The sequence below is a fragment of the Thauera sp. K11 genome (assembly GCF_002354895.1).
In the GTDB taxonomy this organism is placed as follows: domain Bacteria; phylum Pseudomonadota; class Gammaproteobacteria; order Burkholderiales; family Rhodocyclaceae; genus Thauera; species Thauera sinica.
In genome coordinates, this window is the sequence record NZ_CP023439.1 from 4803120 (window position 1) to 4827361 (window position 24242).

21 protein-coding genes are annotated in these 24242 nt (G+C 65.9%); 14 read left to right on the top strand and 7 right to left on the bottom strand.

All coding sequences use genetic code 11. From position 1 onward, the window contains the following. Positions 1–49 precede the first annotated feature (49 nt). From CCZ27_RS20950 to CCZ27_RS23810, 5 genes are all read left to right on the top strand, one after another. Complete coding sequence (locus CCZ27_RS20950; protein WP_096451453.1) at positions 50–3127, top strand: DUF637 domain-containing protein; 3078 nt, start codon at positions 50–52, stop codon at positions 3125–3127. Next, a complete protein-coding gene (locus tag CCZ27_RS23800; protein ID WP_157748674.1) occupies positions 3124–3636 on the top strand; it encodes a hypothetical protein in 513 nt (170 codons plus the stop codon). The genes CCZ27_RS20950 and CCZ27_RS23800 overlap by 4 nt, the downstream gene beginning before the upstream one ends. Before the next feature lie 404 nt (positions 3637–4040). Next, on the top strand, positions 4041–7481 hold the full coding sequence (locus CCZ27_RS20955; RefSeq protein ID WP_096451455.1) for a DUF637 domain-containing protein: 3441 nt from the start codon (positions 4041–4043) through the stop codon (positions 7479–7481). 23 nt (positions 7482–7504) lie between these two features. Further along, positions 7505–7969, top strand: a complete 465-nt coding sequence (locus tag CCZ27_RS23805) for a PM0498 family protein (RefSeq protein ID WP_503660836.1) — start codon at positions 7505–7507, stop codon at positions 7967–7969. 608 nt (positions 7970–8577) lie between these two features. Next, the gene (locus CCZ27_RS23810) at positions 8578–8856 is read left to right on the top strand and encodes a DUF6966 domain-containing protein (protein WP_157748676.1); all 279 of its coding nucleotides are present in this window, start codon (positions 8578–8580) and stop codon (positions 8854–8856) included. A 331-nt stretch (positions 8857–9187) separates the two neighbouring features. Here the strand turns inward: CCZ27_RS23810 and CCZ27_RS20965 are convergent, their stop codons facing one another. From CCZ27_RS20965 to CCZ27_RS20980, 4 genes are all read right to left on the bottom strand, one after another. Beyond that, entirely contained in the window at positions 9188–10699 is a 1512-nt protein-coding gene (locus CCZ27_RS20965) for an AMP nucleosidase (RefSeq protein WP_096451459.1), read from the bottom strand. An 8-nt stretch (positions 10700–10707) separates the two neighbouring features. Then, complete coding sequence (locus CCZ27_RS20970) at positions 10708–11499, bottom strand: enoyl-CoA hydratase-related protein (RefSeq protein WP_096451461.1); 792 nt, start codon at positions 11497–11499, stop codon at positions 10708–10710. A 33-nt stretch (positions 11500–11532) separates the two neighbouring features. Next, positions 11533–12033, bottom strand: a complete 501-nt coding sequence (locus CCZ27_RS20975; RefSeq protein ID WP_096451463.1) for an LEA/WHy family protein — start codon at positions 12031–12033, stop codon at positions 11533–11535. A 94-nt stretch (positions 12034–12127) separates the two neighbouring features. Then, a complete protein-coding gene (locus CCZ27_RS20980) occupies positions 12128–12727 on the bottom strand; it encodes a DUF924 family protein (protein ID WP_096451465.1) in 600 nt (199 codons plus the stop codon). A 161-nt stretch (positions 12728–12888) separates the two neighbouring features. On the opposite strand from CCZ27_RS20980, the gene CCZ27_RS20985 reads away from it, so the two are divergent. Continuing rightward, entirely contained in the window at positions 12889–13503 is a 615-nt protein-coding gene (locus CCZ27_RS20985) for a DUF1294 domain-containing protein (RefSeq protein WP_096451467.1), read from the top strand. Between the two features lie 33 nt (positions 13504–13536). On the opposite strand, the gene CCZ27_RS20990 is transcribed toward CCZ27_RS20985, so the two are convergent. Further along, positions 13537–14100, bottom strand: a complete 564-nt coding sequence (locus CCZ27_RS20990) for a MarR family winged helix-turn-helix transcriptional regulator (protein WP_096451469.1) — start codon at positions 14098–14100, stop codon at positions 13537–13539. A 103-nt stretch (positions 14101–14203) separates the two neighbouring features. Between CCZ27_RS20990 and CCZ27_RS20995 the strand changes: the two genes are divergently transcribed. Beyond that, positions 14204–14437 (top strand): thioredoxin family protein, encoded by a 234-nt coding sequence (locus CCZ27_RS20995; protein ID WP_096451471.1) that lies wholly within the window; start codon positions 14204–14206, stop codon positions 14435–14437. 92 nt (positions 14438–14529) lie between these two features. Beyond that, positions 14530–16320, top strand: a complete 1791-nt coding sequence (locus CCZ27_RS21000) for an ABC transporter transmembrane domain-containing protein (protein WP_096451473.1) — start codon at positions 14530–14532, stop codon at positions 16318–16320. A gap of 26 nt (positions 16321–16346) precedes the next feature. Here CCZ27_RS21000 and CCZ27_RS21005 read toward each other — a convergent pair whose 3' ends face one another. Together CCZ27_RS21005 and leuA are read right to left on the bottom strand one after the other, a co-directional pair. Continuing rightward, entirely contained in the window at positions 16347–16595 is a 249-nt protein-coding gene (locus tag CCZ27_RS21005) for a hypothetical protein (protein ID WP_096451475.1), read from the bottom strand. A gap of 126 nt (positions 16596–16721) precedes the next feature. Continuing rightward, entirely contained in the window at positions 16722–18431 is a 1710-nt protein-coding gene (gene leuA / locus CCZ27_RS21010) for a 2-isopropylmalate synthase (RefSeq protein WP_096451477.1), read from the bottom strand. A gap of 170 nt (positions 18432–18601) precedes the next feature. On the opposite strand from leuA, the gene CCZ27_RS21015 reads away from it, so the two are divergent. The 6 genes from CCZ27_RS21015 (at position 18602) to CCZ27_RS21040 (ending at position 24174) form a co-directional block, all read left to right on the top strand. Then, complete coding sequence (locus tag CCZ27_RS21015) at positions 18602–19069, top strand: Lrp/AsnC family transcriptional regulator (protein WP_096451479.1); 468 nt, start codon at positions 18602–18604, stop codon at positions 19067–19069. Positions 19070–19508: 439 nt separating this feature from the next. Then, positions 19509–20276, top strand: coding sequence for an ABC transporter ATP-binding protein (locus CCZ27_RS21020; protein WP_096451481.1), 768 nt, complete (start codon positions 19509–19511; stop codon positions 20274–20276). 10 nt (positions 20277–20286) lie between these two features. Next, positions 20287–21009 carry an ABC transporter ATP-binding protein gene (locus CCZ27_RS21025; protein ID WP_096451483.1) on the top strand — a complete coding sequence of 241 codons (723 nt, stop codon included), beginning with the start codon at positions 20287–20289 and terminating at the stop codon, positions 21007–21009. Positions 21010–21041: 32 nt separating this feature from the next. Next, positions 21042–22256: an ABC transporter substrate-binding protein gene (locus tag CCZ27_RS21030; protein ID WP_096451485.1), complete on the top strand. Its 1215-nt coding sequence runs from the start codon at positions 21042–21044 to the stop codon at positions 22254–22256. A gap of 56 nt (positions 22257–22312) precedes the next feature. After that, entirely contained in the window at positions 22313–23197 is an 885-nt protein-coding gene (locus tag CCZ27_RS21035; RefSeq protein WP_096451487.1) for a branched-chain amino acid ABC transporter permease, read from the top strand. 23 nt (positions 23198–23220) lie between these two features. Next, positions 23221–24174 carry a branched-chain amino acid ABC transporter permease gene (locus tag CCZ27_RS21040; protein ID WP_096451489.1) on the top strand — a complete coding sequence of 318 codons (954 nt, stop codon included), beginning with the start codon at positions 23221–23223 and terminating at the stop codon, positions 24172–24174. The last annotated feature ends 68 nt before the right edge of the window (positions 24175–24242 follow it).

Sequence of the window (24242 nt, forward strand, 5' to 3'; positions counted from 1 at the left end):
CAGTGCAGGGGGCTTGTTTCGGTCCTGATGGGTTCGCCCCTCGACCTGCATGATTCTCGCCAACCGCAGCATCCGGATCGGCGCCGGCGCCATTGACCTTCACCTGTCCGGCGCGCTGGACAACCGCCAGGGCATCGCCGGGAGCGGCGGCACGCTCGCCAACCGCGGCACGCTGAGGGCGACCGGGGACCTGTCGGCCGTGGCGGACACGGTGGCGAACGCCGGGCTGATGGAAGCGGGCGAGCGGCTGTCGGTGCTGGGCGGGGACAGCGTGGTCAACACCCGCGGCGGCATCCTCGCCGGGCGCGACGTGGACGTCACCGCGCTGGACGGCGACCTCATCAACGAGCGCACCGTCACCCACGTCGACGGCACGGCCAGCCGCCTCACCTTCACCCTCGGGCTGGCCGACTCGGCCGCGCGCATCGAAGCGCTGGGCAGCCTGTCGCTGTCGGCCGGGCGCGATCTCTACAACCTGGGGGGCGTGATCTCGGCGATCGCCGACCTGGACCTGTCGGCGGGCCGCGACCTCGTCATCGCCGCGGCGGAGGAACGCGACGACAGCCTGCTGCGCACCAGGCGGCGCACGCACCGGATCGAAAGCGTGACCCAGTACGGCGGCGCGGTGAGCGCCGGCGGCGACCTCACCGCGGTGGCGGGCCAGGACCTGGCGGTGATCGGCAGCCGGGTCGAGGCCGGGGGCGACGCGACGCTGCTGGCCGGGAACGACCTGACGCTGTCCTCGGCGGCCGACGCGTCGCACGAGGACGAACGCGACAGGCGCCGCGGCAAGAAGCTACATCAGGAAACGCGCACGGTGCGCCAGCAGGCCGCCGAGGTCGAGGCCGGGGGTGATCTCACGCTGGCGGCCGGGCAGGACCTGACGCTGATGGCCAGCACCGCGAGCGCGGGGCGGGAAGCCTACCTCTACGCCGGCCGCGACGTCGCGCTGCTGGCGCAGACGGATCAGGACGCGTTCCTCTACGACAAGAAGTCGAAAGGCGGTTTCGGCAGCAGGCGCACGCGGCATGACGAAGTGAACGTCGTCACGCAGGTGGGCAGCCGGATCGAAGCCGGCACCGATCTGACGGTGGAAAGCGGCGGCGACCAGCGCTACCAGGTGGCCAAGCTGAAGAGCGGCGCCGACCTCACGCTGGATGCCGGCGGCGGGATCGCCTTCGAGGGCGCGAAGGACCTCGAGCAGGCGATCCACGAGAAGAGCGACAGCGATTGGGCATGGACCTCGGCCCGGGGCAAGGGCAAGACCGACGAGACGCTGCGCCAGAGCGAACTGATCGCCGGGGGCGAACTGGCGATCCGTGCCGCGGAAAAGATCCGCATCGACGTTCCGGAGGTCAATGCGCACAGCGTGAGCCAGACCATCGACGCGCTGGTGCAGGCCGAACCGCAACTGGCGTGGCTCAAGGAGATGGAGCGCCGCGGCGACATCGACTGGCAGCGGGTGAAGGAGGTGCACGAGCGCTTCCAGTACAGCCAGTCGGGCATGGGGCCGGGGCTGACGCTGGTGACGGCGATCGTGGTGACGGCGCTGACGTGGGGGACGGTGAGTGCCTGGCTCGGCACGGGGGCGGCGGCCGGCAGCGCGATGGTCGCGGCGGTGCCGGCCACCGCCACCGCGGCGGGGGTGTCCGCCGGCTGGGCCAACGTCGTGCTGACGACGGTGGCGACCTCGGCCGCCTCGAACGCAGCCATCCACACCCTCAACAGCGGCGGCGACCTGGGCAAGGCGCTGGAGAACACCTTCTCCGAGCGCGCCATGAAGGGCTACCTGACCAGCGCGGTGGTGGCCGGCCTCATGACCGGGTTGGTCGACCGCTATTTCAAGGGCGAGGGCGGCAGCGGCGCGGGGGTGGAGGGGGATGTCTCGCAGGCCGGGCAGGCCACGGCCAGTACCAGCGCGTCCGGTTTCAACCTCGATACGGCGGCGGGCATCGGCCAGTTCGCGGCCTACCAGGGCACGCGTGCCCTGGTTTCGGCCGGGGTGGATACGGCGATCAACGGCGGGAACTTCGAAGATAAGCTCGGCGCGGCCCTGACCTTGGCGGCCGTCCACACGGTCTCGGCGGTGGCGTTCCACGAGATCGGCGATCTGAAGCTGCAGGACGGCTCGATCGAGAAGGTCGCGGTGAAAGCGCTGGTGGGCGGGCTCATCAGCCAGGTAGCCACCGGGGACTTCGCCACCGGCGCGCTGGCGGCCGGCGCCAACGAGGCGCTGGTCAAGCATCTGGCCGACCTGGCCGACCACGACCCGCAACTGACCGGCATGGCCTCGCAACTGGTGGGGGCGGTGTCGTCGGCGATCTCGGGCGGCGATCCGAATCTCGCCTCGGACATCGCGCTATCCGACACGCAGTACAACCACGAATTGCACAAGGACGCCGCCAAGGTAGCGGAGCAGGCGCTGGAACACTGCAAGAGTAGGCCGGAGCAATGCGATCCGAGTTTCGCGCGGCTGACGACGGGGGATGTGCTGGCTGCAATGGAGGCTGAAGCACAGCACGGGGTCGGTTTCGAGAACGCCAAGCCGGAAGCCCTGGCCTTCGTCAACAACTACATGTTTGCGTTGTCTCCGGGGTTGAAGGACTTCTTGTATGTGCCGACCGAATCGGAACAGCAGCGGCTCGACACCGTGGAGAAGGCCGAACTTACGCTGGCCGGAGCCAGCCTTGTTGGAGGGCTGGTCGGTGCGGCGAAGAGTAGCGGCACAATATCAAGCTGGATCGCAAACCTTGTTGGCAAGAGTGGGGCGAACGCAGTTGTCGGCCTCGCTGATGATGCAGCAACGTTTGCGCTTTCTAATATAGGCCGTGTTGATCACTCTGCTAGACATTTGATTGATGCTGGCGTGATCACAGCGAATTCCGGGTCAAAAGCTGCCCGGCAAGCGTTTCAAGAGATCGGGCAGAGCATTCTAACCAATCCAACAAGAACGTTTGATCACGTCATGGCTCAAGGGGGGCAGGCAGTAAAGGGATACTACGGGACAGTAAATGGAAGTGATGTCGTGATTTTTGTGGCGAAAGAAGCTTATGGAAAAATAAAGGCCGGAGATATCGTGACAGCCATTAAGCCATCTGCTCAACAAATGAAGAATTTTGGATTATGAAAACAATTGAAAGTCTTGGTATTTATTGGCCGTTTTTGGATGCGGATAGTAATGAAATTTATCAAGATGAGGTGAGTGGGCTAGTATTTTACGGTTATTGGGAGGAGGGGATTCCAAGCCATATATATAACGAAATTCCTTCGTTTAAAGAGATATGGGGAGGAGGGGTCGATATAAAAACTCGAGAATGGGATGGTGAGGAGTCAAGTAATTTTTCTATTGAAGTGAAAATAAACAGTTGGCCGGATGAATCGCATTGGATGTCTATCATTGAAAGATCGCTAAAGTGGTTTGTTGAGAACGGTGCGGTTATTTCTTGGTGTGGAACTGAGTTTAGTAGCCCTTTGCTAAGCATATTTTCTTTAGATGAAAGCAATGGCTGTGCGGGTTCTATATATGCTGCTTTTAGTGAGGGAGTGGGGTTTTTTTGTGGGTCTGGATTGAATGAAGAGTATCAAGATATCGATGACTTACAGTTGGAAAAATTTAATAAGGTGGTACGTGGCTAAGTGAAAAATATAAAGCTGATTGAGCTTGGGCCTGATTGTGTAGTTACTCTGCAAATGTGATTTTTGCAGGATTGTCCATGATTCTGATGACTGGGCTAGCGCGGGGTGCCTGACGCTTCAGCGGCGAAGTTATTAGGAAACATAGTCCGTTGAGGGGCAGAAGATACATGGCATTAAAATGGTTGCTACTGCATAACTAATTGGGCTTTGCTTTTTGGTCCGTTCTTTAAAAATCGGTAAGTAATAAATCAGCATCGTCAGCGGCATCTGTGAGGATGCCGCTGACGATATGCTTCCGGTACTTGTCTGCTGCTTGATCGCAGCCGCACAAGTACCTCATCGAGACCAACCCGGCCCTGACCGAACTCACCGCGTTCCTCGGTTCCGACTACCTGCTGGGCCGGTTGGGCGAAGACGGCGACACCGCCTGGCGCCGCCTGGGCGACGGCCTGTACGAACAGCGGCTGGTCCAGCAGGCGGTAGTGGCGCGCACCGGGCAGCGCTTCCTGGCCGGCCTGGATTCGGACGAGGCGACCTACCGCTACCTGATGGACAACGCCCTCGCCAGCAAGGCGGCGCTGAACCTGTCGGTGGGCGTGAGCCTGACGGCCGGACAGGTGGCGGCGCTCACGCACGACATCGTGTGGCTCGAAACCGTCGAGGTCAATGGCGAGCGCGTGCTGGCGCCGGTGCTGTACCTGGCGCAGGCCGAAGGCCGGCTGGGCCCCACGGGGGCGCTGATCCAGGGGCAGAACCTCGAGCTGATCGCCGGCGGCACGCTCGCCAACCGCGGCACGCTGAGGGCGACCGGGGACCTGTCGGCGTCAGCCACGACGGTGCTCAACGCCGGGCTGATGGAAGCGGGCGAGCGGTTGTCGGTGCTGGGCGGGGACAGCGTGGCCAACACCCGCGGCGGCATCCTCGCCGGGCGCGACGTGGACGTCACCGCGCTGGACGGCGACCTCATCAACGAGCGTACCGTCACCCACGTCGACGGCACGGCCAGCCGCCTCACCTTCACCGTCGGGCTGGCCGATTCGGCCGCGCGCATCGAAGCGCTGGGCAGCCTGTCGCTGTCGGCCGGGCGCGATCTCTACAACCTGGGGGGCGTGATCTCGGCGATCGCCGACCTGGACCTGTCGGCGGGCCGCGACCTCGTCATCGCCGCGGCGGAGGAACGCGACGACAGCCTGCTGCGCACCAGGCGTCGCACGCACCGGATCGAAAGCGTGACCCAGTACGGCGGCGCGGTGAGCGCCGGCGGCGACCTGACCGCGGTGGCGGGCCAGGACCTGTCGGTGATCGGCAGCCGGGTCGAGGCCGGGGGCGACGCGACGCTGCTGGCGGGGAACGACCTGACGCTGTCCTCGGCGGCCGACGCGTCGCACGAGGACGAACGCGACAGGCGCCGCGGCAAGAAGCTTCATCAGGAAACGCGTACGGTGCGCCAGCAGGCCGCCGAGGTCGAGGCCGGGGGTGACCTGACGCTGGCGGCCGGGCAGGACTTGACGCTGGTGGCCAGCAACGCGAGCGCGGGGCGGGAAGCCTACCTCTACGCCGGCCGCGACGTCGCGCTGCTGGCGCAGACGGATCAGGACGCGTTCCTCTACGACAAGAAGTCGAAAGGCGGTTTCGGCAGCAGGCGCACGCGGCATGACGAAGTGAACGTCGTCACGCAGGTGGGCAGCCGGATCGAAGCCGGCACCGATCTGACGGTGGAGAGCGGTGGCGACCAGCGCTATCAGGTGGCCAAGCTGAAGAGCGGCCAAGACCTCACGCTGGACTCGGGTGGCGGGATCGCCTTCGAGGGCGTGAAGGACCTCGAGCAGGCGATCCACGAGAAGAGCGACAGCGATTGGGCATGGACCTCGGCCAAGGGCAAGGGCAAGACGGACGAGACGCTGCGCCAGAGCGAACTGATCGCCGGGGGTGAGCTGGCGATCCGGGCGGCGCAGCACATCCGCATCGACGTCCCCGAAGTCAATGCGCAGACGGTCTCGCAGACCATCACGGCGCTGGCGGAAGCCGAACCGCAACTGGCGTGGCTCAAGCAGATGGAGCGCCGCGGCGACATCGACTGGCAGCGCGTGAAGGAAGTGCACGAGCGCTTCCAGTACAGCCAGTCGGGCATGGGGCCGGGGCTGACGCTGGTGACGGCGATCGTGGTGACGGCGGTGGTCGGGCCGCAGTTGAGCGCCTTGATCGGCACGGGCGCGCCGGTCGGTGGCGCGATGGCCGCGGCGGTGCCGGCCACCGCCGCTGCGGCGGGGGCTTCCGCCGGCTGGGCCAACGTCGTGCTGACGACGGTGGCGACCTCGGCCGCCTCGAACGTGGCCATCCACACCTTCAACAACGGCGGTGACATCGGCAAGGCGCTGGAAAAGAGTCTGTCGGCGGGCGCGCTCAAAAGCTACCTCACCAGCATGCTGGTGACCGACCTCACCACCGGGCTGATCGACGGCTATTTCGGTGCCGCCGGGAATGCCGCGGCGGCCGTCGATGCGTCGCAGGCCGCGGCCAGTGCCAGCAGCAGCTTCGAGACGCTGGCGGCCATCGGCCGCTTCGCCGTCCAGACCGGCGGGTCCGCGGTGATCTCGGCCGGGGTCGATGCGGCGATCAACGGCGGCCGCTTCCAGGAGAAGCTCGGCGTGGCCCTGGCCCAGCAGGCCGTCCAGGTGGTTTCCACGCTCGCATTCAACGAAATCGGCAATCTCGGCCTGGAAAAAGGCAGCATCGAGAAGGTCGCGGTGAAAGCGCTGGTGGGCGGGCTCATCAGCCAGGCGGCCACCGGGGACTTCGCCACCGGCGCGCTGGCGGCAGGCGCCAACGAGGCGCTGATCGACAGGCTCGCGCCCCTGGTCGACCGCGACCCGAAACTGCTCGGCATCGCTTCGCAACTGGTCGGCGCGGTATCGACGGCGCTCTCGGGCGGCGATCCGGGGCTGGCCGCGAGCATCGCGCTGTCCGACACGCAGTACAACTACCTGCGCCACGACGAACTCACGGCGCTGCGCAAGGAAATCCAGGACTGCAATGCGCGGCAGTGCTCGGCTGCCGAACTTGGTGCGATCAGCCAGCGCTACGAGGCGGTCTCCACCCGGAACAACGACGCGCTGGCCTCCTGCGTCACGCTGGAATGCGTCAACGGGCATCTGGCGGAGATCGAGCGGGCCAAGCAGATCGAGGACGACGTCTTCAAGACGCTGGAAAACACGGGAGGCAATGCACGTGCGCTGCTCGCCATGCAGCAGACGAATCTCAACGTCCAGCACACCGTCGCCAAGATCCAGCGCGCAGAGGACGCCGCACGGGAGTTCACGCTCTGGCAGCAGGGCAACTGCCAGAACCTGAGCGCAAACCAGTGCGCGGCGAAGCTGCAATCGCAGAAGGAGCTGATCAGCAGCGTCCTTCTCGATTTCACGCCCATCCTGAGTGATCTGAAGGCGTTTGCCGAAGCGAACACCCTCGGGGATTACTCTTTGGCAGTACTTGGGGCTGTCAGCGGATCTCTTGGGAGTCTAGCCAGGGCGTTGAAATCTGCTGAAAAAACAAATGACGTTGTGGCCGCCGGCTCAAAAGTCGGAATGTTGGGCGAAAATGGTGTGCAAACCGCAAGTAAGACATTGTGGAAAGGTAATGGAAAAGAACGTATTGACGTAGAAAATCCTAATCCAGGGCAACGACCAGGTCAGATACATTACCAAGATAATAAGGGGAATAAGTATTTATATGACCCAGCAACAGATTCATTCCCGGATGCACCTAAGGTAGTTAATGAAATGCTAGAAAATTCTCTGTTCCGGCAAGCGATAGATAAAGGCATGAAGAAATATCTGGGTGAATAGCTATGGTTAGAATGAATAGTAGGATGGCTTTAGAGGCTCAGGGTATTCACCGGGCAGGAAAAGAGTTGCCAACGGAATTGGTGAGTATTCTAAATAGGGGATTTTGTGAGTATGGAGGGTGTGTATTTCTAACCTCCCTTGCGGAGGGAGAGCGCAATGTGAGTAGTCAAGATTTTCCGGATAAGACCGGGTATGAATGTTTCGTTAACTCCGTTCATATCGATGACTATGTGTCGGCTGAATATCTAACGTATGCGTTTATTTTTGTAGAGGACTGTTTCGCCAGTTGGGAGCGGGAAGGGCGAAATGAGAGTCTTCTAGCAATAGTTGTTTGTGATGAATTTGGTGCTGTTGTCAAGCTTCATGTGGCGCGTGATGGTGAATCTTGGACCGGAAATGATCTTGAGAAATACGAGGAAGGAATCCTAATTGTTAGAGAGGATAAAGTGAGAGGGGCGGATTTGCTCTCCCTGATACAGCAAGGATAAGTGGGATATTTGATTGAGAAATATTGCGATAGTAATTGTTGGCGGCGTGAACTCCGAATAACGCTGAGGCTGTACGCTTAGTAACAGGGATTCCGGCGACGAAATAAATATTTACTATGAAAATAATGTAATACACCTAAGTGAACCAGTTGGTGCAGAGGTAGTTGGAGATGGACGATCTCTTGTTATCCCTTCTGGAGTGGTGGGGGTAGTCGTCTTGGTCCACGGAGATCCAATGCAGCCTTTAGCTTATGAGGTTGAGTTTTATATTCAGGGTCAAGATTGCCATGAGCCGTTACTCTTGAGAAAGATACTGTTCTTTACCGCGCGGGTACTGCAGATAAACCTCTTGGCCAGTTCTTTAGCAATGAACCGTCAGCTAGTGTTTTACAGACAAGAATTGAAAAAGCGGTTTTGCCAGAATGGTCAAGTGGAGCAAAGTCTCCTATAGATACGGTATTTGAAGTAAAAATACCGGCGGGAACCAAAGTATATATTGGTGAAGTTGGATCGCAGAATGGGTTCTACATCGGTGGAGCACAGCAAATCGTAGTTCAAAAGCCCTGGTTGATTGATGGTGTTCAAGTAATCAAATCGAGTCCATTGAAATGAAACGATACAACGATGCTGATCTTGTTCTAGCACGCATGATTGAGCTGCTTCGTTTGGGAGGGGGTGATGGTTGGGCTACTGCGCTTAAAAATATCAAGATGGATTTGAGAATAGATCCGGAGCATGCATTGTCGCAATTGTTGTCGTTGTATGGAGGCATGGGGTCTCTAAATGATGTTGTTTTATATAGAGATGGACAGTCACTAGTCGCTGAGAATATGGAGTTTGACACGCTAAGGAGCCAACTTTACGAGCTTTGTCAGAAAATAAAGTGACGGTGTAAAAGAGGTAGATGAAGCAACAACAGACACCACGAATACACAAGGCATCCATGAAAACTGAATCGCTCCGGATTTCGCGGAGGCTCCAAGTCTTGAGAAGATGGAGCCATGAGGAAGACAACGTAGTTCTCCCCGAAAGTGCGCGAACGCGAGTCCGTAATTTGAACCGCGTAACCGCCCTTTGAAACGATCTGCCGGGGGGGGGGGAGGGAGCAGTTGATGGAAGTGGGCAAGCAGATGCTGGAGGATCTGACGGCGGGCTTCAAGACGCCGCGGTTCGAGCCCGATTGGTGGCTCGGCCTGCATGATTCTCGCCGGCTTCCGCCTACTGGAACGCCACCTCGGCGAAGCTGCGCAGCTTGCGGCTGTGCAGCCGGTCGATGCCTTCTTCGCGCAGGCGCTCGATGGCGCGGATGCCGATGCGCAGGTGCTGGTCCACGCGCTCGCGGTAGAAGCGGTCGGCCATGCCGGGCAGCTTGATCTCGCCGTGCAGCGGCTTGTCGCTGACGCACAGCAGCGTGCCGTAGGGCACGCGGAAGCGGAAGCCGTTGGCGGCGATGGTGGCGGATTCCATGTCCAGCGCAATCGCCCGGCTCTGGCTGAAGCGCCGCTCCGGGCTGCTGGCCATGCCGTGCGAGGGCAGCAGCTCCCAGTTGCGGTTGTCGGTGCTCGCCACCGTGCCGGTGCGCATCAGCCGCTTCAGTTCGTAGCCGCTGCACTGCGTGACGTCGGCCACCGCGCCCGCGAGCGCGAGCTGGATCTCGGCCAGCGGCGGGATCGGCACCCACAGCGGCAGGTCCTCGTCGAGCACGTGGTCCTCGCGCACGTAGCCGTGGGCGAGCACGTAGTCGCCCAGTTGCTGGCTGTTGCGCAGGCCGGCGCAGTGGCCGAGCATGATCCAGGCATGCGGCCGCAGGACCGCGATGTGGTCGGTGATGGTCTTGGCGTTGGCCGGGCCGACGCCGATGTTCACCATCGTGATGCCGGCGTGGTCCCCGCGCACCAGGTGGTAGGCCGGCATCTGCGGCAGGCGCGGCGGTTCGGCGCCGAGTTCGTCGCCGGGCTCGGGCGGCAGCCCGGCGCGCCGGGTGACGACGTTGCCGGGCTCGACGAAGGCGACGTAGTCGTGCGCTCCCGAGCCGTCGGCCATGTATTCGTGGCCGAGTTCGATGAACTCGTCGATGTAGAACTGGTAGTTGGTGAACAGCACGAAGTTCTGGAAATGCTCCGGCCGCGTGCCGGTGTAGTGGCGCAGCCGGTGCAGCGAGTAGTCCACCCGCGGCGCGGTGAACAGCGCCAGCGGGTGCGGTTCGCCGGGCCGCGGCTCGTAGGTGCCGTTGGCGATGCCGTCGTCCATCGCCGCGAGGTCGGGCAGGTCGAAGCGGTCGCGCAGCAACTGGCGGCGCCCGGGTTCGAGGTGGCCTTCGAGGTGTTCCTGCTCGGCGAGCGAGAAGTGCACCGGGATAGGCTGCGAACTGGTGCCGATCTCGAGTTCGATCTGGTGGTTCTGCAGCAGCAGGCGGAACTGCTCGCGGTAGTAGTCGCCGAACAGGTCGGGGCGCGTCAGCGTGGTTTCGTACATGCCCGGGCCGGCGACGAAGCCGTAGGACAGGCGCGAGTCGGCGCGCGCCACGGTGTCGGTGCGCACGCGCACGAAGGGGTAGCAGGCGCGCACGTGGCGCGCGACGTCGTCGCCGGCCACGTAGCGCTGCAGCGCGCTGCGCAGGTGGGCGACGCCGCTCTCGTAGATGCTCGCGACGCGCTCCACCGCGGCGGCGGGGTCGTCGAAGCGCGCCGGGGCGACGAAGGGGGCATCGAACGAGATGTGGTGCGCCATGGCGGTGCTCAGTTCCTGGCCAGCATGCGGTCGAGCGCTTCGAGGTGCTCCGGCTCGTTGTGGCACATGCCCTGGAAGCCGGCGCACAGGTCGAGGAAGTCCTTCAGCTCCATGCGCTGCGCCATCTTCATCAGGCGCTTGGTGAGCCGCGTGGCCTTGGGCGGCTGCGCGGCGATGCGGCCGGCGAGTTCCATGGTGCGCGCCATCAGTTGGCCGGGTTCGACCACGTCCAGCACCAGGCCGATCGTCTTCGCTTCTTCGGCGTCGATGATGCGCCCCGACAGCGTCAGCTCGAAGGCGCGCTGGTAGCCGATCAGGCGCTGCATGAACCACGCGCCGCCGTCGCCCGGGATGATGCCCAGGTTCAGGAAGGTCTCGCCGAACTTTGCCCGGTGCGAGGCGATGCGCACGTCGGCCATGTTGGCGAGATCGCAGCCGGCGCCGATCGCCGGCCCGTTCACCGCCGCGATCACCGGCACCTCGATGTTCTGCATCGCCAGCGGGATGCGCTGTATGCCGCGCCGGTAGCGCTCGGCCACCTCGGCCACGCCGCCGGCGAAGTCGCCGCCGCGCGCGGCCATGTCCTTGACGTTGCCGCCGGCCGAGAAGGCTGCGCCGTTGGCGGCGAGCACGAGCACCGACACTTCCTCGCGGCGGTTCACCCATTCGGCCACCGCGACGATGTCGTCGATGAGCCGCGTGCCGGTGAGCGCGTTGCGCACGTCGTCGCGGTTCAGGGTCAGCGTGGCGACGCGGCCGTCGACCGCGAGCAGGGCATCTTCGAGGGGGGGAAGCGTCATCGTGCCGTCTCCTGTGGTTCTTCCTTCCGGCGGTCAGCGGGCCGGCTTGCCGGGTGCCGGCAGCTCCAGCGTGCCCCGCTCGGTGAAGCGCATGCCCGCGAACAGCGGTCCGCCGAGTCGGGCGTGCAGCACGTAGGGCACGTCGGCGGCCGCGCGCCCGTCCATCAGCCCCAGCGCCTGGCGCACGGCCGCCAGGGCCGAAACGGAAACCGGCACGCCGACCACCGTCTCGCCGAAGCGCGGCACGCTGCCCTTCTGGTCGCTGACGCCGGTGGCGAAGCTGCGGTCGTTGATTTCCAGTTCCAGCGCGATGCCGTCGAATTCGATCGCCGTGTCGTTCGGGTTCTGCACCCGCAGCTTGACCCTGAAGCGCATTTCCATGCCCTCGCCCGGCATGGGTTCGAGGCCGACCACGTTCATGCGCACCGGATCGCGGCCGGGCAGTCCGGCGCAGCCGGCGAACGCGAGCGCGATCAGCACGGCGCCAAGGAGGGCGAGCAGGCGGGATGCGAGGGGGGCGGGGACAGGGCGCATGTCCGTACCTTCGGCAGCGTGGCGGAAACAGGGAATCATTCTAAGCGTTTCCCGGCCGCATGGCCGGCGCCGCGCCGGCGGGCCGTTTCGCGGTTCAGAACGACGAACCGGGCTGCCGCAGGAAGTCGGCCTCCGCGGGCGTCGTCTCGCGTCCGAGGGCGGCGTTGCGATGGGGAAAGCGGCCGAAGCGCTCTATGACCTCGAGGTGGCGGCGGGCATAGTCCAGATAGCCGTCGAAGAGGGTGCGCTGCGCGGCCGGCACCTCCGCGCAGAGGCGGTCGAACAGGCGCACCGATTCGCGCTGGTCGGCGAGATCCTCGGAATGTTCCAGCGGCAGATACAGGAACACGCGCTCGACGGCGCGCGCATCCCGATCGATGCCGAGCCGGATCGCGTCCCTGGCCCAGCGCCGCGCCAGCGTATCGAAGGCGAAGGCCGGCGCCGAGCCGCGCCAGATGTTGCGCGGGAACTGGTCGGCGACCAGGACCAGCGCCAGCCGTCCCCGCAGGCTCGCCAGCCAGTCGTCGAGCCGGCCGATCGCCGCCTGTTGCACTACCGGCGAGAAACGGCGTCCGATCTCGGCATCGGCCGCCGCCCGCTTGTGCCACCACAGCGGCGATTGCCGCGCGATGACCTGCGCATCGTCCGCGTCGGGTCCGAACCAGAAGGCGTGGATCGTGTCGGGCGTTTCCATGCGCGAATCCCGTGGCTGGCCTGGATGCCCTGCAGGATAGTGCAGAAAGCGGACCGCCCGGCGGCTTTCGCGCCGAGGTGCGGCGCGGGGCGGTCCGATGTCACGGTACGTCTCGCCGGAGCCGTTCATACTCCGGGCATTTCCGGAACGGCATCCCATCGATGCGTCATCAAGGCAGAATCACTTCGTGGAAGGACGACCAGGGCTTCGGCTTCATCACGCCGGACGGCGGCGGGGAAGCGGTCTTCGTCCATGTCAAAGCCTTTTCGGGGGCGTCGCGGCGGCCGGCCGGCGGCGAACTCGTGACCTACGAACTGACCGCCGATCCCAGGGGGCGTGCGCGGGCGGCCAGGGTCGCGTTCGCCGGCGAGCGCGGGCGGCGGCAGCGAAGGCCGGGCACGAGCCCGCTGCCGGTCGTCCTGACGCTGGCCTTCGTCGGCCTGCTGGCGGCGCTCGCGATGAGCGGCAGGCTGCCCCTTGCGGTGCCCGGACTCTACGCGGCGGCGAGCGTGGTGGCCTTTTTGCTGTATCTCGGCGACAAGTCCGCCGCGCGCAACGGCACCTGGCGAACGGCGGAGAGCACGCTGCATCTGTGCGCCCTCGCCGGCGGCTGGCCCGGTGCCCTGGCCGCGCAGCGGCTGCTGCGGCACAAGTCGGTCAAGCGCGAGTTCCAGGTGGTGTTCTGGCTCACGGTCGTCGCCAACTGCGCGCTGCTCGGCGGGTCGATGACGCAGCCGGGGGCCGCGCTGCTGAAGTCGGTGCTGGCCCGGATCTGAGGCCGCCGCCGTGCCGCGCGGCGCGCCGTCCGCCTAGGCGGACGGGGTGCGCGGTGCATCCCATTCGCGGCAGATGCGCAGCGTCTGTTCCTGTTCGAGCCGCTCGCCGGTGAGCCCGCAGCGGGCGCCGTCGGCTTCGGCCAGGAAATGCGCGCACTGGCGGCATACGCCGAAGGCCCGCTGGCCGTTGAGCCGCTGCAGGCTCGCGAGCAGGGCGCGCAGCGCGGCGTCGAGCGCCTGCGGTTCGAGCGGCAGTTCGCCGAGCGCGGCGTCGATGCGATGCGACCAGCTTCCCTGCAGGACGGCCTCGCCGGCCGGTGTCAGCGTCAGATGCACGCGGCGGCCGTGCCTGGCGTCGGCCTGCTTGGTCACCAGCCCCTTGCGTTCGAGCACGGCGAGCGTCTGCGACACCGTGCCGCGGGTGATGCCGAAGTATTCGGCGATGGCGATCGGCAGGTTGCTGTAGCGGTTGGCCTGCGCCAGGTAGGCCAGGACCTGCACGTGGATCGGCAGCAGCCCGTGGCGGGCCGCGTCGTCGCGTACCGACTGGTGGAGCAGCGCGCCAAGGCGCTCGAGGAGCAGGGCGGCGGCATTCATGGGTCCAATGTATCGCCTCGATGCATTTCTTGACAAGGGCGGCCTGCAGGTCCTAGGCTCTAAATGCATCGAGTCGATGCATTAACCCATCAAGGAGGCCGTCATGAGCAAGGCAATCTTCTTCCACGCCGGATGTTCCGTCTGCGTCGCCGCGGAGCAGCAGTTCGCCACCGCACTGGACCCGGCACGCTACCAGGTCGAGGTGGTGCATCTGGGCGAGCAGAAGTCGCGCGTCGCCGAGGCCGAACGCCTCGGGGTGAAGTCGGTGCCGGCCCTGGTCATCGACGGGCAGCCGTTCCACATCAACTTCGGCGCGGCGCTGGACGCGCTCAGGTGAGCGGGGCCGCCGTCCCGCATGCCGCCGGCAGGGGCGCGCGGGACGGCGGCCGGCAGGCATCCGCGGGCGCCGCGAAAGGGCAATAATCGCGCATGCCCCGCGATGCCGTCCCCGCCAGCCCCCGCCGCCTGTCCGCACTGCGCGGGCTGGCGCCTTTCCTGCGCCCCTATCGCGTCCGCGTCGGCCTGGCGTTCGCGCTGCTGTGCATCGGCTCGGCCACCATCCTGGTGGTGCCGCTGGCATTCCGCGACCTGGTCGACGCGGGTTTCGGCCGGGGCGCCGCTCCCGGCGGCGGGCTGTTCGGCACTGCCGGCCTGGACGGGCATTTCATCGCGCTGTCCGGGCTGGCCGTGTTCTGGGCGCTGGCGGTGGCGGCGCGCTACTACACCGTGTCGTGGATCGGCGAGCGGGTGACGGCGGACCTGCGCAGCGCGGTGTATGAGCAGGTGCTGGGGCAGTCGCCGCAGTTCTTCGAGACGCTGCAGACGGGCGAGGTGCTGTCGCGCCTGACCGGCGACACCACGCTGATCCAGACGGTGGTCGGCAGCTCGGTGTCGATGGGCCTGCGCAGCCTGTTCCAGTTCGGCGGCGGCATGGCGATGCTGGCGGTGACCAGCCCGTACCTGTTCGCGCTGATCCTGGGCCTGATGACGCTGCTGGCGGCGCCGATCGCGCTGATCGGCCGCCGCGTGCGCGCGCTGTCACGCGAATCGCAGGATCGTATCGCCGATGCGTCGGCGCTGGCGGGCGAGATCCTCAATGCCATGCCCACGGTGCAGGCTTTCACCCAGGAGCGGAACGAGGCGCGCCGCTTCGCCGGACGCACCGAAACGGGCTTCGCCACCGCGGTGAGCCGCACCCGCGTGCGCGCGGCGATGACGGCGCTGGTGATCGCGGCGGTGATGGGGACCATCATCTTCGTGCTGTGGATCGGCGCGCGGCAGGTGCAGGCAGGCACGCTCAGCGTCGGCGAGCTGGGCGCCTTCGTGCTGTACGCGGCCCTGGTGGCGGGCGGCGTGGGCACGCTGGCCGAGGTGTGGGGCGACGTGATGCGCGCCGGCGGCGCGGCCGAGCGCCTGCTGGAGCTGCTGCATGCCGAGCCGGCGATCCGCGAGCCGTTGCGGCCCGAGCCTCCGGCGGCGGCGGAACGGCTGTCCATCGCCTTCGACCACGTCGTCTTCTGCTACCCGGCGCGGCCGGCGGTACGCGCGCTGGACGACGTCTGCCTCGACATCGCGCCGGGCGAACGGGTGGCGCTGGTAGGGCCGTCGGGCGCCGGCAAGACCAGCCTGTTCCAGTTGCTGCTGCGCTACTACAAGGTGTCGGCCGGCAGCATCCGCATCGGCGGCAGGGACGTCCGCGAGCTGTCGCTGCACGACCTGCGCCGCGACATCGCCATCGTGCCGCAGGAGCCGGTGATCTTCTCCGCCAGCGCGCTGGAGAACATCCGCTACGGCCGCGGCGACGCGACCGACGACGAGGTGCGGCAGGCGGCGCGCGCCGCGGCGGCCGACGAGTTCGTGGCGCGCCTGCCCGAAGGCTACGGCACCTTCCTCGGCGAGCGCGGCACGCGGCTGTCCGGCGGCCAGCGCCAGCGCATTGCGATCGCACGCGCGATCCTGAAGAACGCGCGCCTGCTGCTGCTGGACGAGGCCACCAGCGCGCTCGATGCCGAATCCGAGATTCTCGTCCAGCAGGGCCTGGATGCCGCCATGCAGGGCCGCACCACGCTGGTGATCGCCCACCGGCTGGCCACCGTGCAGCGCGTGGACCGCATCGTCGTGCTCGACGGCGGGCGCATCGTCGAGACCGGCACGCCCGCCGACCTGCGCCGCCAGGGCGGCCTGTACGCGCGGCTGGCGGCGCTGCAACTGGACCTGTGAGCGTTGCGCCGCAGCGGCGCCCGCGCTCAGGTCAGCCGCACCGGCCGTGCGGCGATGGCTTCCTCCAGGGTGGCGAAGATGCGCCTGGGATCGCCGGTGAGGCGGTAGAAGCGGCGATCGTCCTCGTGGCGGCCGCAATAGCTGCGGATGGTCACGCGCTGGATGCCGGGGAAGCCCGGGTTGGCCTCGATGAGCTGCAGTGCGCCGGTGCCGGTGTCGTAGATGCCGGGCTTGTCCTTCAGGCCGTAGTCCGCCGGTATCCAGGTTCTGTCCATGGTCGCCGCTCCTCGAAGCGCTGGTGCCACGACCGAAGCGTAGCACCCGGGGAGGCCCGGCAGAAGGCGGGCCGGCCGCGCGGCCGGGTGGGCGGAGCCGCATCGGCGCGGCTCCGGGCCTTTGCTTCAGGCGGCGAGCTGCGCGCCGTCCTTCGCCGGCAGCAGCCGGTTCACGCCGCTGATGATGGCGCGGATCGACGCGGTGATGATGTTGGCGTCCACCCCGACGCCATAGCGGTCGCCGGCCTGGCCGCCATCCTCCGGCGTGAGTTCGAGGAAGGCGCAGGCGCGGGCGTTGCCGCCATCCTCGCTCGGCGCGATCGAGCGCTCCTCGTAGCTGCGCACCTGGACGTGGATGCCGGCGGTGCGAAGGGCGTGCGCGGTCGCGTCGATCGGGCCGTTGCCTTCGCCGACGAGGAGGTGGCGCATGCCGTTGATTTCCACCACCAGGCGGATGCCCTGCGCCTCGCCGTGCTCGAAGAGGTGGTGCTCGACGTAGCGCACCGGCGCGGCCGATTCGAGGTAGGTGCGGCTGAAGAGCCGCCAGATGTCGGCCGCGCTCATCTCGCCGCCGGTGGCGTCCGTCACCTGCTGCACCTCGCGCGAGAATTCCACCTGCAGGCGGCGCGGCATCACGATGCCGTACTCGGCCTCGAGCAGGTAGGCGATGCCGCCCTTGCCCGACTGGCTGTTCACGCGGATCACCGAGTCGTAGCTGCGGCCGACGTCGGCCGGGTCGATCGGGAGGTAGGGCACGTTCCACCGCGCGTCCGCCTTCTGGGCGGCGAATCCCTTCTTGATGGCGTCCTGGTGGGAGCCGGAGAAGGCGGTGAATACGAGATCCCCCACATACGGGTGGCGCGGGTGGATGGGAAGCTGGTTGCAGTATTCGACGGTGCGCGCGACGGCGTTGATGTCCGAGAAGTCGAGCCCCGGCGACACGCCCTGGGTGTACATGTTGAGGGCGAGGGTGACGATGTCGACGTTGCCGGTGCGCTCGCCGTTGCCGAACAGGCAGCCCTCGACGCGGTCGGCGCCCGCCATCATGCCCAGTTCGGCGGCGGCGACGCCGGTGCCGCGGTCGTTGTGCGGGTGGAGCGAGAGGATCACGCTGTCGCGGCGGGCGAGGTTGCGGTGCATCCACTCGACCTGGTCGGCATAGACGTTGGGCGTGGCCACTTCCACCGTGGCCGGCAGGTTGATGATGACCTTGTCGTCCGGCGTCGCGCCCCATTCGGCGGTGACGGCGTCGCAGACCTCCCTGGCGAAGTCGAGTTCGGTGGCGGAGAAGGTCTCCGGGCTGTACTGCAGCACGATCCCGGTGCCGGAGCCGGCTTTCATCTCGGCGGCGATCTCCTTGATGAGGCGCACCGCCGACACCGCGAGCGCCACCACCTGCGGCTTGTCCATGCCGAACACGACGTCGCGGAAGGCGGGCGAGGTCGCGTTATAGACGTGGACGATGGCCCGGCGCGCACCGCGCACCGACTCCATGGTGCGGCGGATGAGATCCTCGCGCGCCTGGGTGAGCACCTCGATGGTCACGTCTTCGGGAATGTGGCCGCCCTCGACGAGGTGGCGCACGAAGTCGTAGTCGGTCTGAGAAGCCGACGGAAAACCGACCTCGATCTCCTTGAAGCCGATGTCGCACACCGTGCGGAACATGCGCATCTTGCGCTCGACGTTCATCGGCTCGAACAGCGCCTGGTTGCCGTCGCGCAGGTCGGTGCTCATCCAGATCGGCGCCTTGTCGATGACCTTGTTCGGCCACTGGCGGTCGGCGAGCGGGATGGCGGGAAAGGGGTGGTACTTGGCGGCGGGGCTCTGCAACATCATGGTGCGGTCCTCGTAGGATGGGCGTGATTCGATGGACGAAAGTTTACGCGGGCCGGGACGGCAGACGATTGCGAATTGACGCCGGTATTCGAGACGTCATGGAGGATGCGTGCGACGGATGGCGAAGATGTGCAAGAATCTGCCGGACCGAACTTCGGCACGGGAAAGACATGCAGCTCGACCGCTACGACCGCCAGATCCTCGACGTCCTGCAGCAGGACGGCCGCATCAGCAACCAGGACCTCGCCGACCGCATCGCGCTGTCGCCCTCGTCCTGCCTGCGGCGGCTGCGCGCGCTGGAAGAATCCGGCCTCATCATCGGCTACCGCGCCCTGCTCGACGCCAGGAAGCTCGGCCTGTCGCTGATGGCGCTGATCCACATCTCGATGGACAGCCATACCCCGGAGCGCTTCGCGCATTTCGAGTCCGAGATCGCGCAGATCCCCGAGGTGCTCGAATGCCTGCTGATCACCGGCCAGTCCGCCGACTACCAGCTCAAGGTCGTGGTGGCCGACATGGACGCCTACCAGGACCTGCTGCTGAACCGCATCACCCGCATCCCCGGCGTCACCGGCGTGCATTCCAGCTTCGTGCTGCGGCGGGTGGTAGACAGGACGGCGCTGCCCTTGCCGGGCTGAACCCGCCAGGACAATCACCCACCGGGTTTTTCAGCCGCCGGGATCGCGCACTGCGGCAGGTCTGGTGGTGGGGGATGCGTGGAGCGGGCGAGGACTGTCCGAGCCCCGAGCGCAGCGAGGGCGAGTTCCGCAGCCCGCGGAACGCATCCCCCGCCACCAGACCGGATTCGAGAGACACACGAAAACACACGGAATGGGCGAAGACTGCCCAAGCCCCGGACAAAGCGAGGCCGGGTTCCGTAGCCCGACGCATCGCATCCTCCGGCTCCTGATCGGATTCCGTGAACTCGCGCCATTACTCCCGTGCCATACGGTAGCGCACGTAACATTCGATACATTTCAGCAATGGTGTTGCAAAAGTCTTTTCCTAGCCTTGGCTGACCGAGGCGAAGAGAATGATTTCAACGGGATAAGCCTCATCAGGGGAGCGGCACCGGCAATGAGCGAGTTCATTCTCGAAACCAGCGGACTGACCAAGGAATTCAAGGGCTTTGCCGCCGTTTCGGGGGTCGATCTGCGGGTGCGGCGCGGCCACATCCATGCGCTGATCGGGCCCAACGGCGCGGGCAAGACCACGGTCTTCAACCTGCTCACGAAATTCCTGCCGCCCACCGCCGGCACGATCCACTTCGAGGGCCGCGACATCACCCACGAGGCCCCGGCGGCCACGGCGCGGCGCGGGCTGGTGCGTTCGTTCCAGATTTCCGCCACCTTTCCCAACCTGACCGTGCTGGAAAACGTGCGCATCGGCCTGCAGCGCAAGCTCGGCACCGGCTTCCACTTCTGGCGCTCCGAGAAGTCGCTCGACGTGCTCAACGACCGCGCGATGGCGCTGCTGGAATCGGTGGACCTCGGCAGGTTCGCCGACACCGTGACCGGCGAGATGCCCTACGGCCGCAAGCGCGCGCTCGAGATCGCCACCACGCTGGCGCTGGAGCCCACGATGATGCTGCTCGACGAGCCCACCCAGGGCATGGGCCACGAAGACATCGACCGCGTCGTCGCGCTGATCCGCAAGGTGTCGGAGAACCGCACCATCCTGATGGTGGAGCACAACCTGTCGGTGGTCGCCAACCTGTGCGACCGCATCACCGTGCTGACGCGCGGCAGCGTGCTCGCCGAAGGCAGCTACGGCGAGGTGTCGAAGAATCCCAAGGTACTCGAAGCCTACGTCGGCTCCGACGACATGAACGACGCCCACCACTAGGCCGCGACCCATGACCAGCGCCTTCGAACCCCATCCGGAGATGCTGCGGATCAGCGATCTGCACGCCTTCTACGGTGAATCCCACATCCTCCACGGCATCGACCTCCAGGTGGCGCGGGGCGAATGCGTGACGCTGCTCGGGCGCAACGGCTCGGGCCGCTCGACCACGCTGAAGTCCGTCCTCGGCCTCGTCGGGCGGCGCAGCGGCTCGATCATGGTCAATGGCAAGGAGGTGGTCGCCGAGCCCACCCACCGCATGGCGCGCCACGGCATCGGCTACGTGCCCGAGGAAAGGGCGATCTTCTCCTCGCTGTCGGCCGAGGAAAACCTGCTGCTGCCGCCGCAGGTGTCCAGCGGCGGCATGTCGGTGGACGAGATCTACCGCATGTTCCCCAACCTGGAAGAGCGCCGCGCCAGCCCCGGCACCAAGCTCTCCGGCGGCGAGCAGCAGATGCTGGCGATGGCGCGCGTGCTGCGCACCGGCGCGCGCCTGCTGCTGCTCGACGAGATCACCGAGGGGCTGGCGCCGGTGATCGTGAAGAAGCTGGGCGAAGTCATCACCGAGCTGAAGGCACGCGGCTTCACCATCGTCATGGTGGAGCAGAACTTCCGCTTTGCCGCGCCGCTCGCCGACCGGCACTACGTGCTGGAGCACGGCGAAATCATTGCCACCATCCCGCAGGCGGAGCTGCCCGGCAGGATGGACTGGCTGCACCAGACGCTTGGCGTGTGATCCAGGCGTCCTCACAACGACGGAGACGAACCATGCACATGAAGAAACGGCTGACCGCCATCTGCGCAGCGGCCATGGCCGCGCTGGCCGGCGGCGCGCACGCGCAGATCTCGGGCAACACGGTGAAGATCGGCGTGCTCACCGACATGTCGGGCACCTATTCCGACCTCGCCGGCCCGGGCGCGGTACTCGCCACCCAGATGGCGATCGACGACTTCATCGCCCAGGAGAAGCCGACGTTCAAGGTGGAGATGGTCTCCGCCGACCACCAGAACAAGGCCGACATCGCCTCCACCAAGGCGCGCGAATGGTTCGAGCGCGAGGGCGTGGACACCGCCACCGAGCTGGTCACCACCTCGACCGCGCTGGCGGTGATGAAGATCGGCAAGGAAATGAACAAGGTGGTGCTGATGAACGGCCCGGCCTCGACGCCGATCACCAACGAGCAGTGCAACGACGTCAGCGTGCACTACACCTACGACACCTACGCGCTCGCCAACGGTACCGCCAAGGCGGTGACCCAGCAGGGCGGCAAGACCTGGTTCTTCCTCACCGCCGACTACGCCTTCGGCCAGGCACTGGAAAAGGACTCGTCGGCGGTGGTCACCGCCAACGGCGGCAAGGTGCTGGGCTCGGTGCGCCACCCCTTCCCGGCGTCGGACTTCTCCTCCTTCCTGCTGCAGGCGCAGGCTTCGGGCGCGCAGATCATCGGCCTGGCCAATGCCGGCGCCGACACCACCAACGCGATCAAGCAGGCGGCCGAATTCGGCATCACGCCCAAGCAGCAGCTCGCCGGTCTGCTGATGTTCCTCTCCGACGTGCATTCGCTCGGCCTCAAGAACAGCCAGGGCATGTACCTCACCACCGGCTTCTACTGGGATCGCGACGACCAGACCCGCGCCTGGTCCAAGCGCTTCTTCGACAAGCAGAAGCGCATGCCGACCATGGTGCAGGCCGGCCAGTATTCCTCGGTGCTGCACTACCTGAAGGCGGTGAAGGCCGCCGGCACCGACGACACCGCCAAGGTGATGGCGCAGATGAAGAAGACGCCGATCAACGACTTCTTCGCCAGGAACGGCCAGATCCGCGAGGACGGCCGCATGATCCACGACATGTACCTGGTGCAGGTGAAGAAGCCGGACGAATCCAAGTACCCGTGGGACTACTACCACATCCGCCAGGTCATCCCGGCGGCCGAGGCCTTCCAGCCGCTGTCGCAGTCGCGCTGCCCGCTGGTCAAGAAGTGATCTGATCCACCGCTGCGCCCGGGGCGGCCACCGCCGTCCCGGCGCGGGAGCCGTCCATGGAAATCTTCGGAGTGCCGAGTGCGCTGTTCGGCAGCCAGTTGCTGATCGGCCTGATCAACGGCTCGTTCTACGCCATCCTCAGCCTCGGGCTGGCGATCATCTTCGGCCTGCTCAACATCATCAACTTCGCACACGGCGCGCAGTACATGATGGGTGCCTTCGTCGCCTGGATCGCGCTGGCGAAGTTCGGCGTCAACTACTGGGTGGCGCTGCTGCTGGCGCCGATCCTGGTCGGGGCGCTGGGCGTGGTGCTGGAGCGCACGATGCTGAGCAAGCTCTACAAGCTCGACCATCTCTACGGCCTGCTGCTGACCTTCGGCCTGGCGCTGATCTTCGAGGGCGTCTTCCGCGACCAGTTCGGCATCTCCGGGCAAAGCTACGAAGTGCCGGAACTGCTGCAGGGCGGCGTCAACCTCGGCTTCATGTTCATGCCGATCTATCGCGGCTGGGTGGTCGTCGCCGCGCTCGCGGTGTGCTTCGGCACCTGGTTCATGATCGAGAAGACCAAGCTCGGCGCCTACCTGCGCGCCGGCACCGAGAATCCGCAGATCGTGCAGGCGCTGGGCATCAACGTGCCGCTGCTGATCACCTTCACCTACGGCTACGGCGTGGCGCTGGCCGCCTTCGCCGGCGTGCTCGCGGCGCCGATCTACCAGGTCAGCCCGCAGATGGGCTCCAACCTCATCATCGTCGTGTTCGCGGTGGTCGTCATCGGCGGCATGGGGTCGATCATGGGCTCCATCGTCACCGGCCTGGGCCTGGGCCTGGTCGAAGGGCTGACGCGCGTGTTCTATCCCGAGGCGTCCGCCGTGGTCGTCTTCTTCATCATGGTGATCGTGCTGCTGGTCCGCCCCGCCGGGCTGTTCGGCCGCGCCGTCTGAGCCGCGCCCCGAGGACAACGCCTATGAGCCGCAACCTTTCCATGTTCGCCCGCGCCACCCCGCTCCTGTTCGGCGCCCTGTTCGTTCTCGGGCTGGTGGCGCCGTTCGCGGTGTATCCCACCTTCCTGATGAAGATCCTGTGCTTCGGCCTGTTCGCCTGCGCCTTCAACCTGCTGCTGGGTTTCGCCGGCCTGCTGTCCTTCGGCCATGCCGCCTTCCTCGGCACCGCCGGCTACGTGTGCGGCATGCTGGTGCGCGATGCGGGCGTCACCCCGGAGGTCGGCATCCTCGGCGGCACGCTGGCGGCGGGCATCCTGGGCTGGGTGTTCGGCGTGCTGGCGATCCGCCGCAGTGGCATCTATTTCGCCATGATCACGCTGGCGCTGGCGCAGATGGTGTTCTTCTTCGCGCTGCAGTGGAGGGCGACCGGCGGCGAGGACGGGCTCCAGGGGGTGCCGCGCGGCCACCTGTTCGGCGTCATCGACCTGTCCAACAACCTCGCCATGTACTACCTGGTGTTCGCGGTGTTCTGCATCGGCTTCTTCATCATCTACCGCGCCATCCATTCCCCCTTCGGCCAGATCCTGAAGGCGATCCGCGAGAACGAGCCGCGCGCGGTCTCGCTCGGCTACGACGTGACGAAGTTCAAGCTGCTCGCCTTCGTGCTGTCGGCCGCGCTCGCCGGCCTGGCCGGCGCGACCAAGACGCTGGTGTTCCAGCTCGCCTCGCTGACCGACGTGCATTGGCACATGTCCGGCGAGGTGGTGCTGATGACCCTGCTCGGCGGCCTCGGCACCATCCTCGGCCCGCTGGCCGGCGCCGCGGTCATCGTCAGCCTGCAGAGCGAGCTGGCGGACAAGGTGGGCTCGTGGGTGACGGTGATCATGGGCGCGATCTTCGTGCTGTGCGTGCTGCTGTTCCGCCGCGGCATCGTCGGCGAACTGCAGGCGCTGATCCGGCGCTCCGGCGTCAACTGAAAAGCGCGGCCGGCGCCGCCACCGTGGGCGCACGGCGGCGGCCGTCCCGCCGCCGGTGGCGTCGCCAG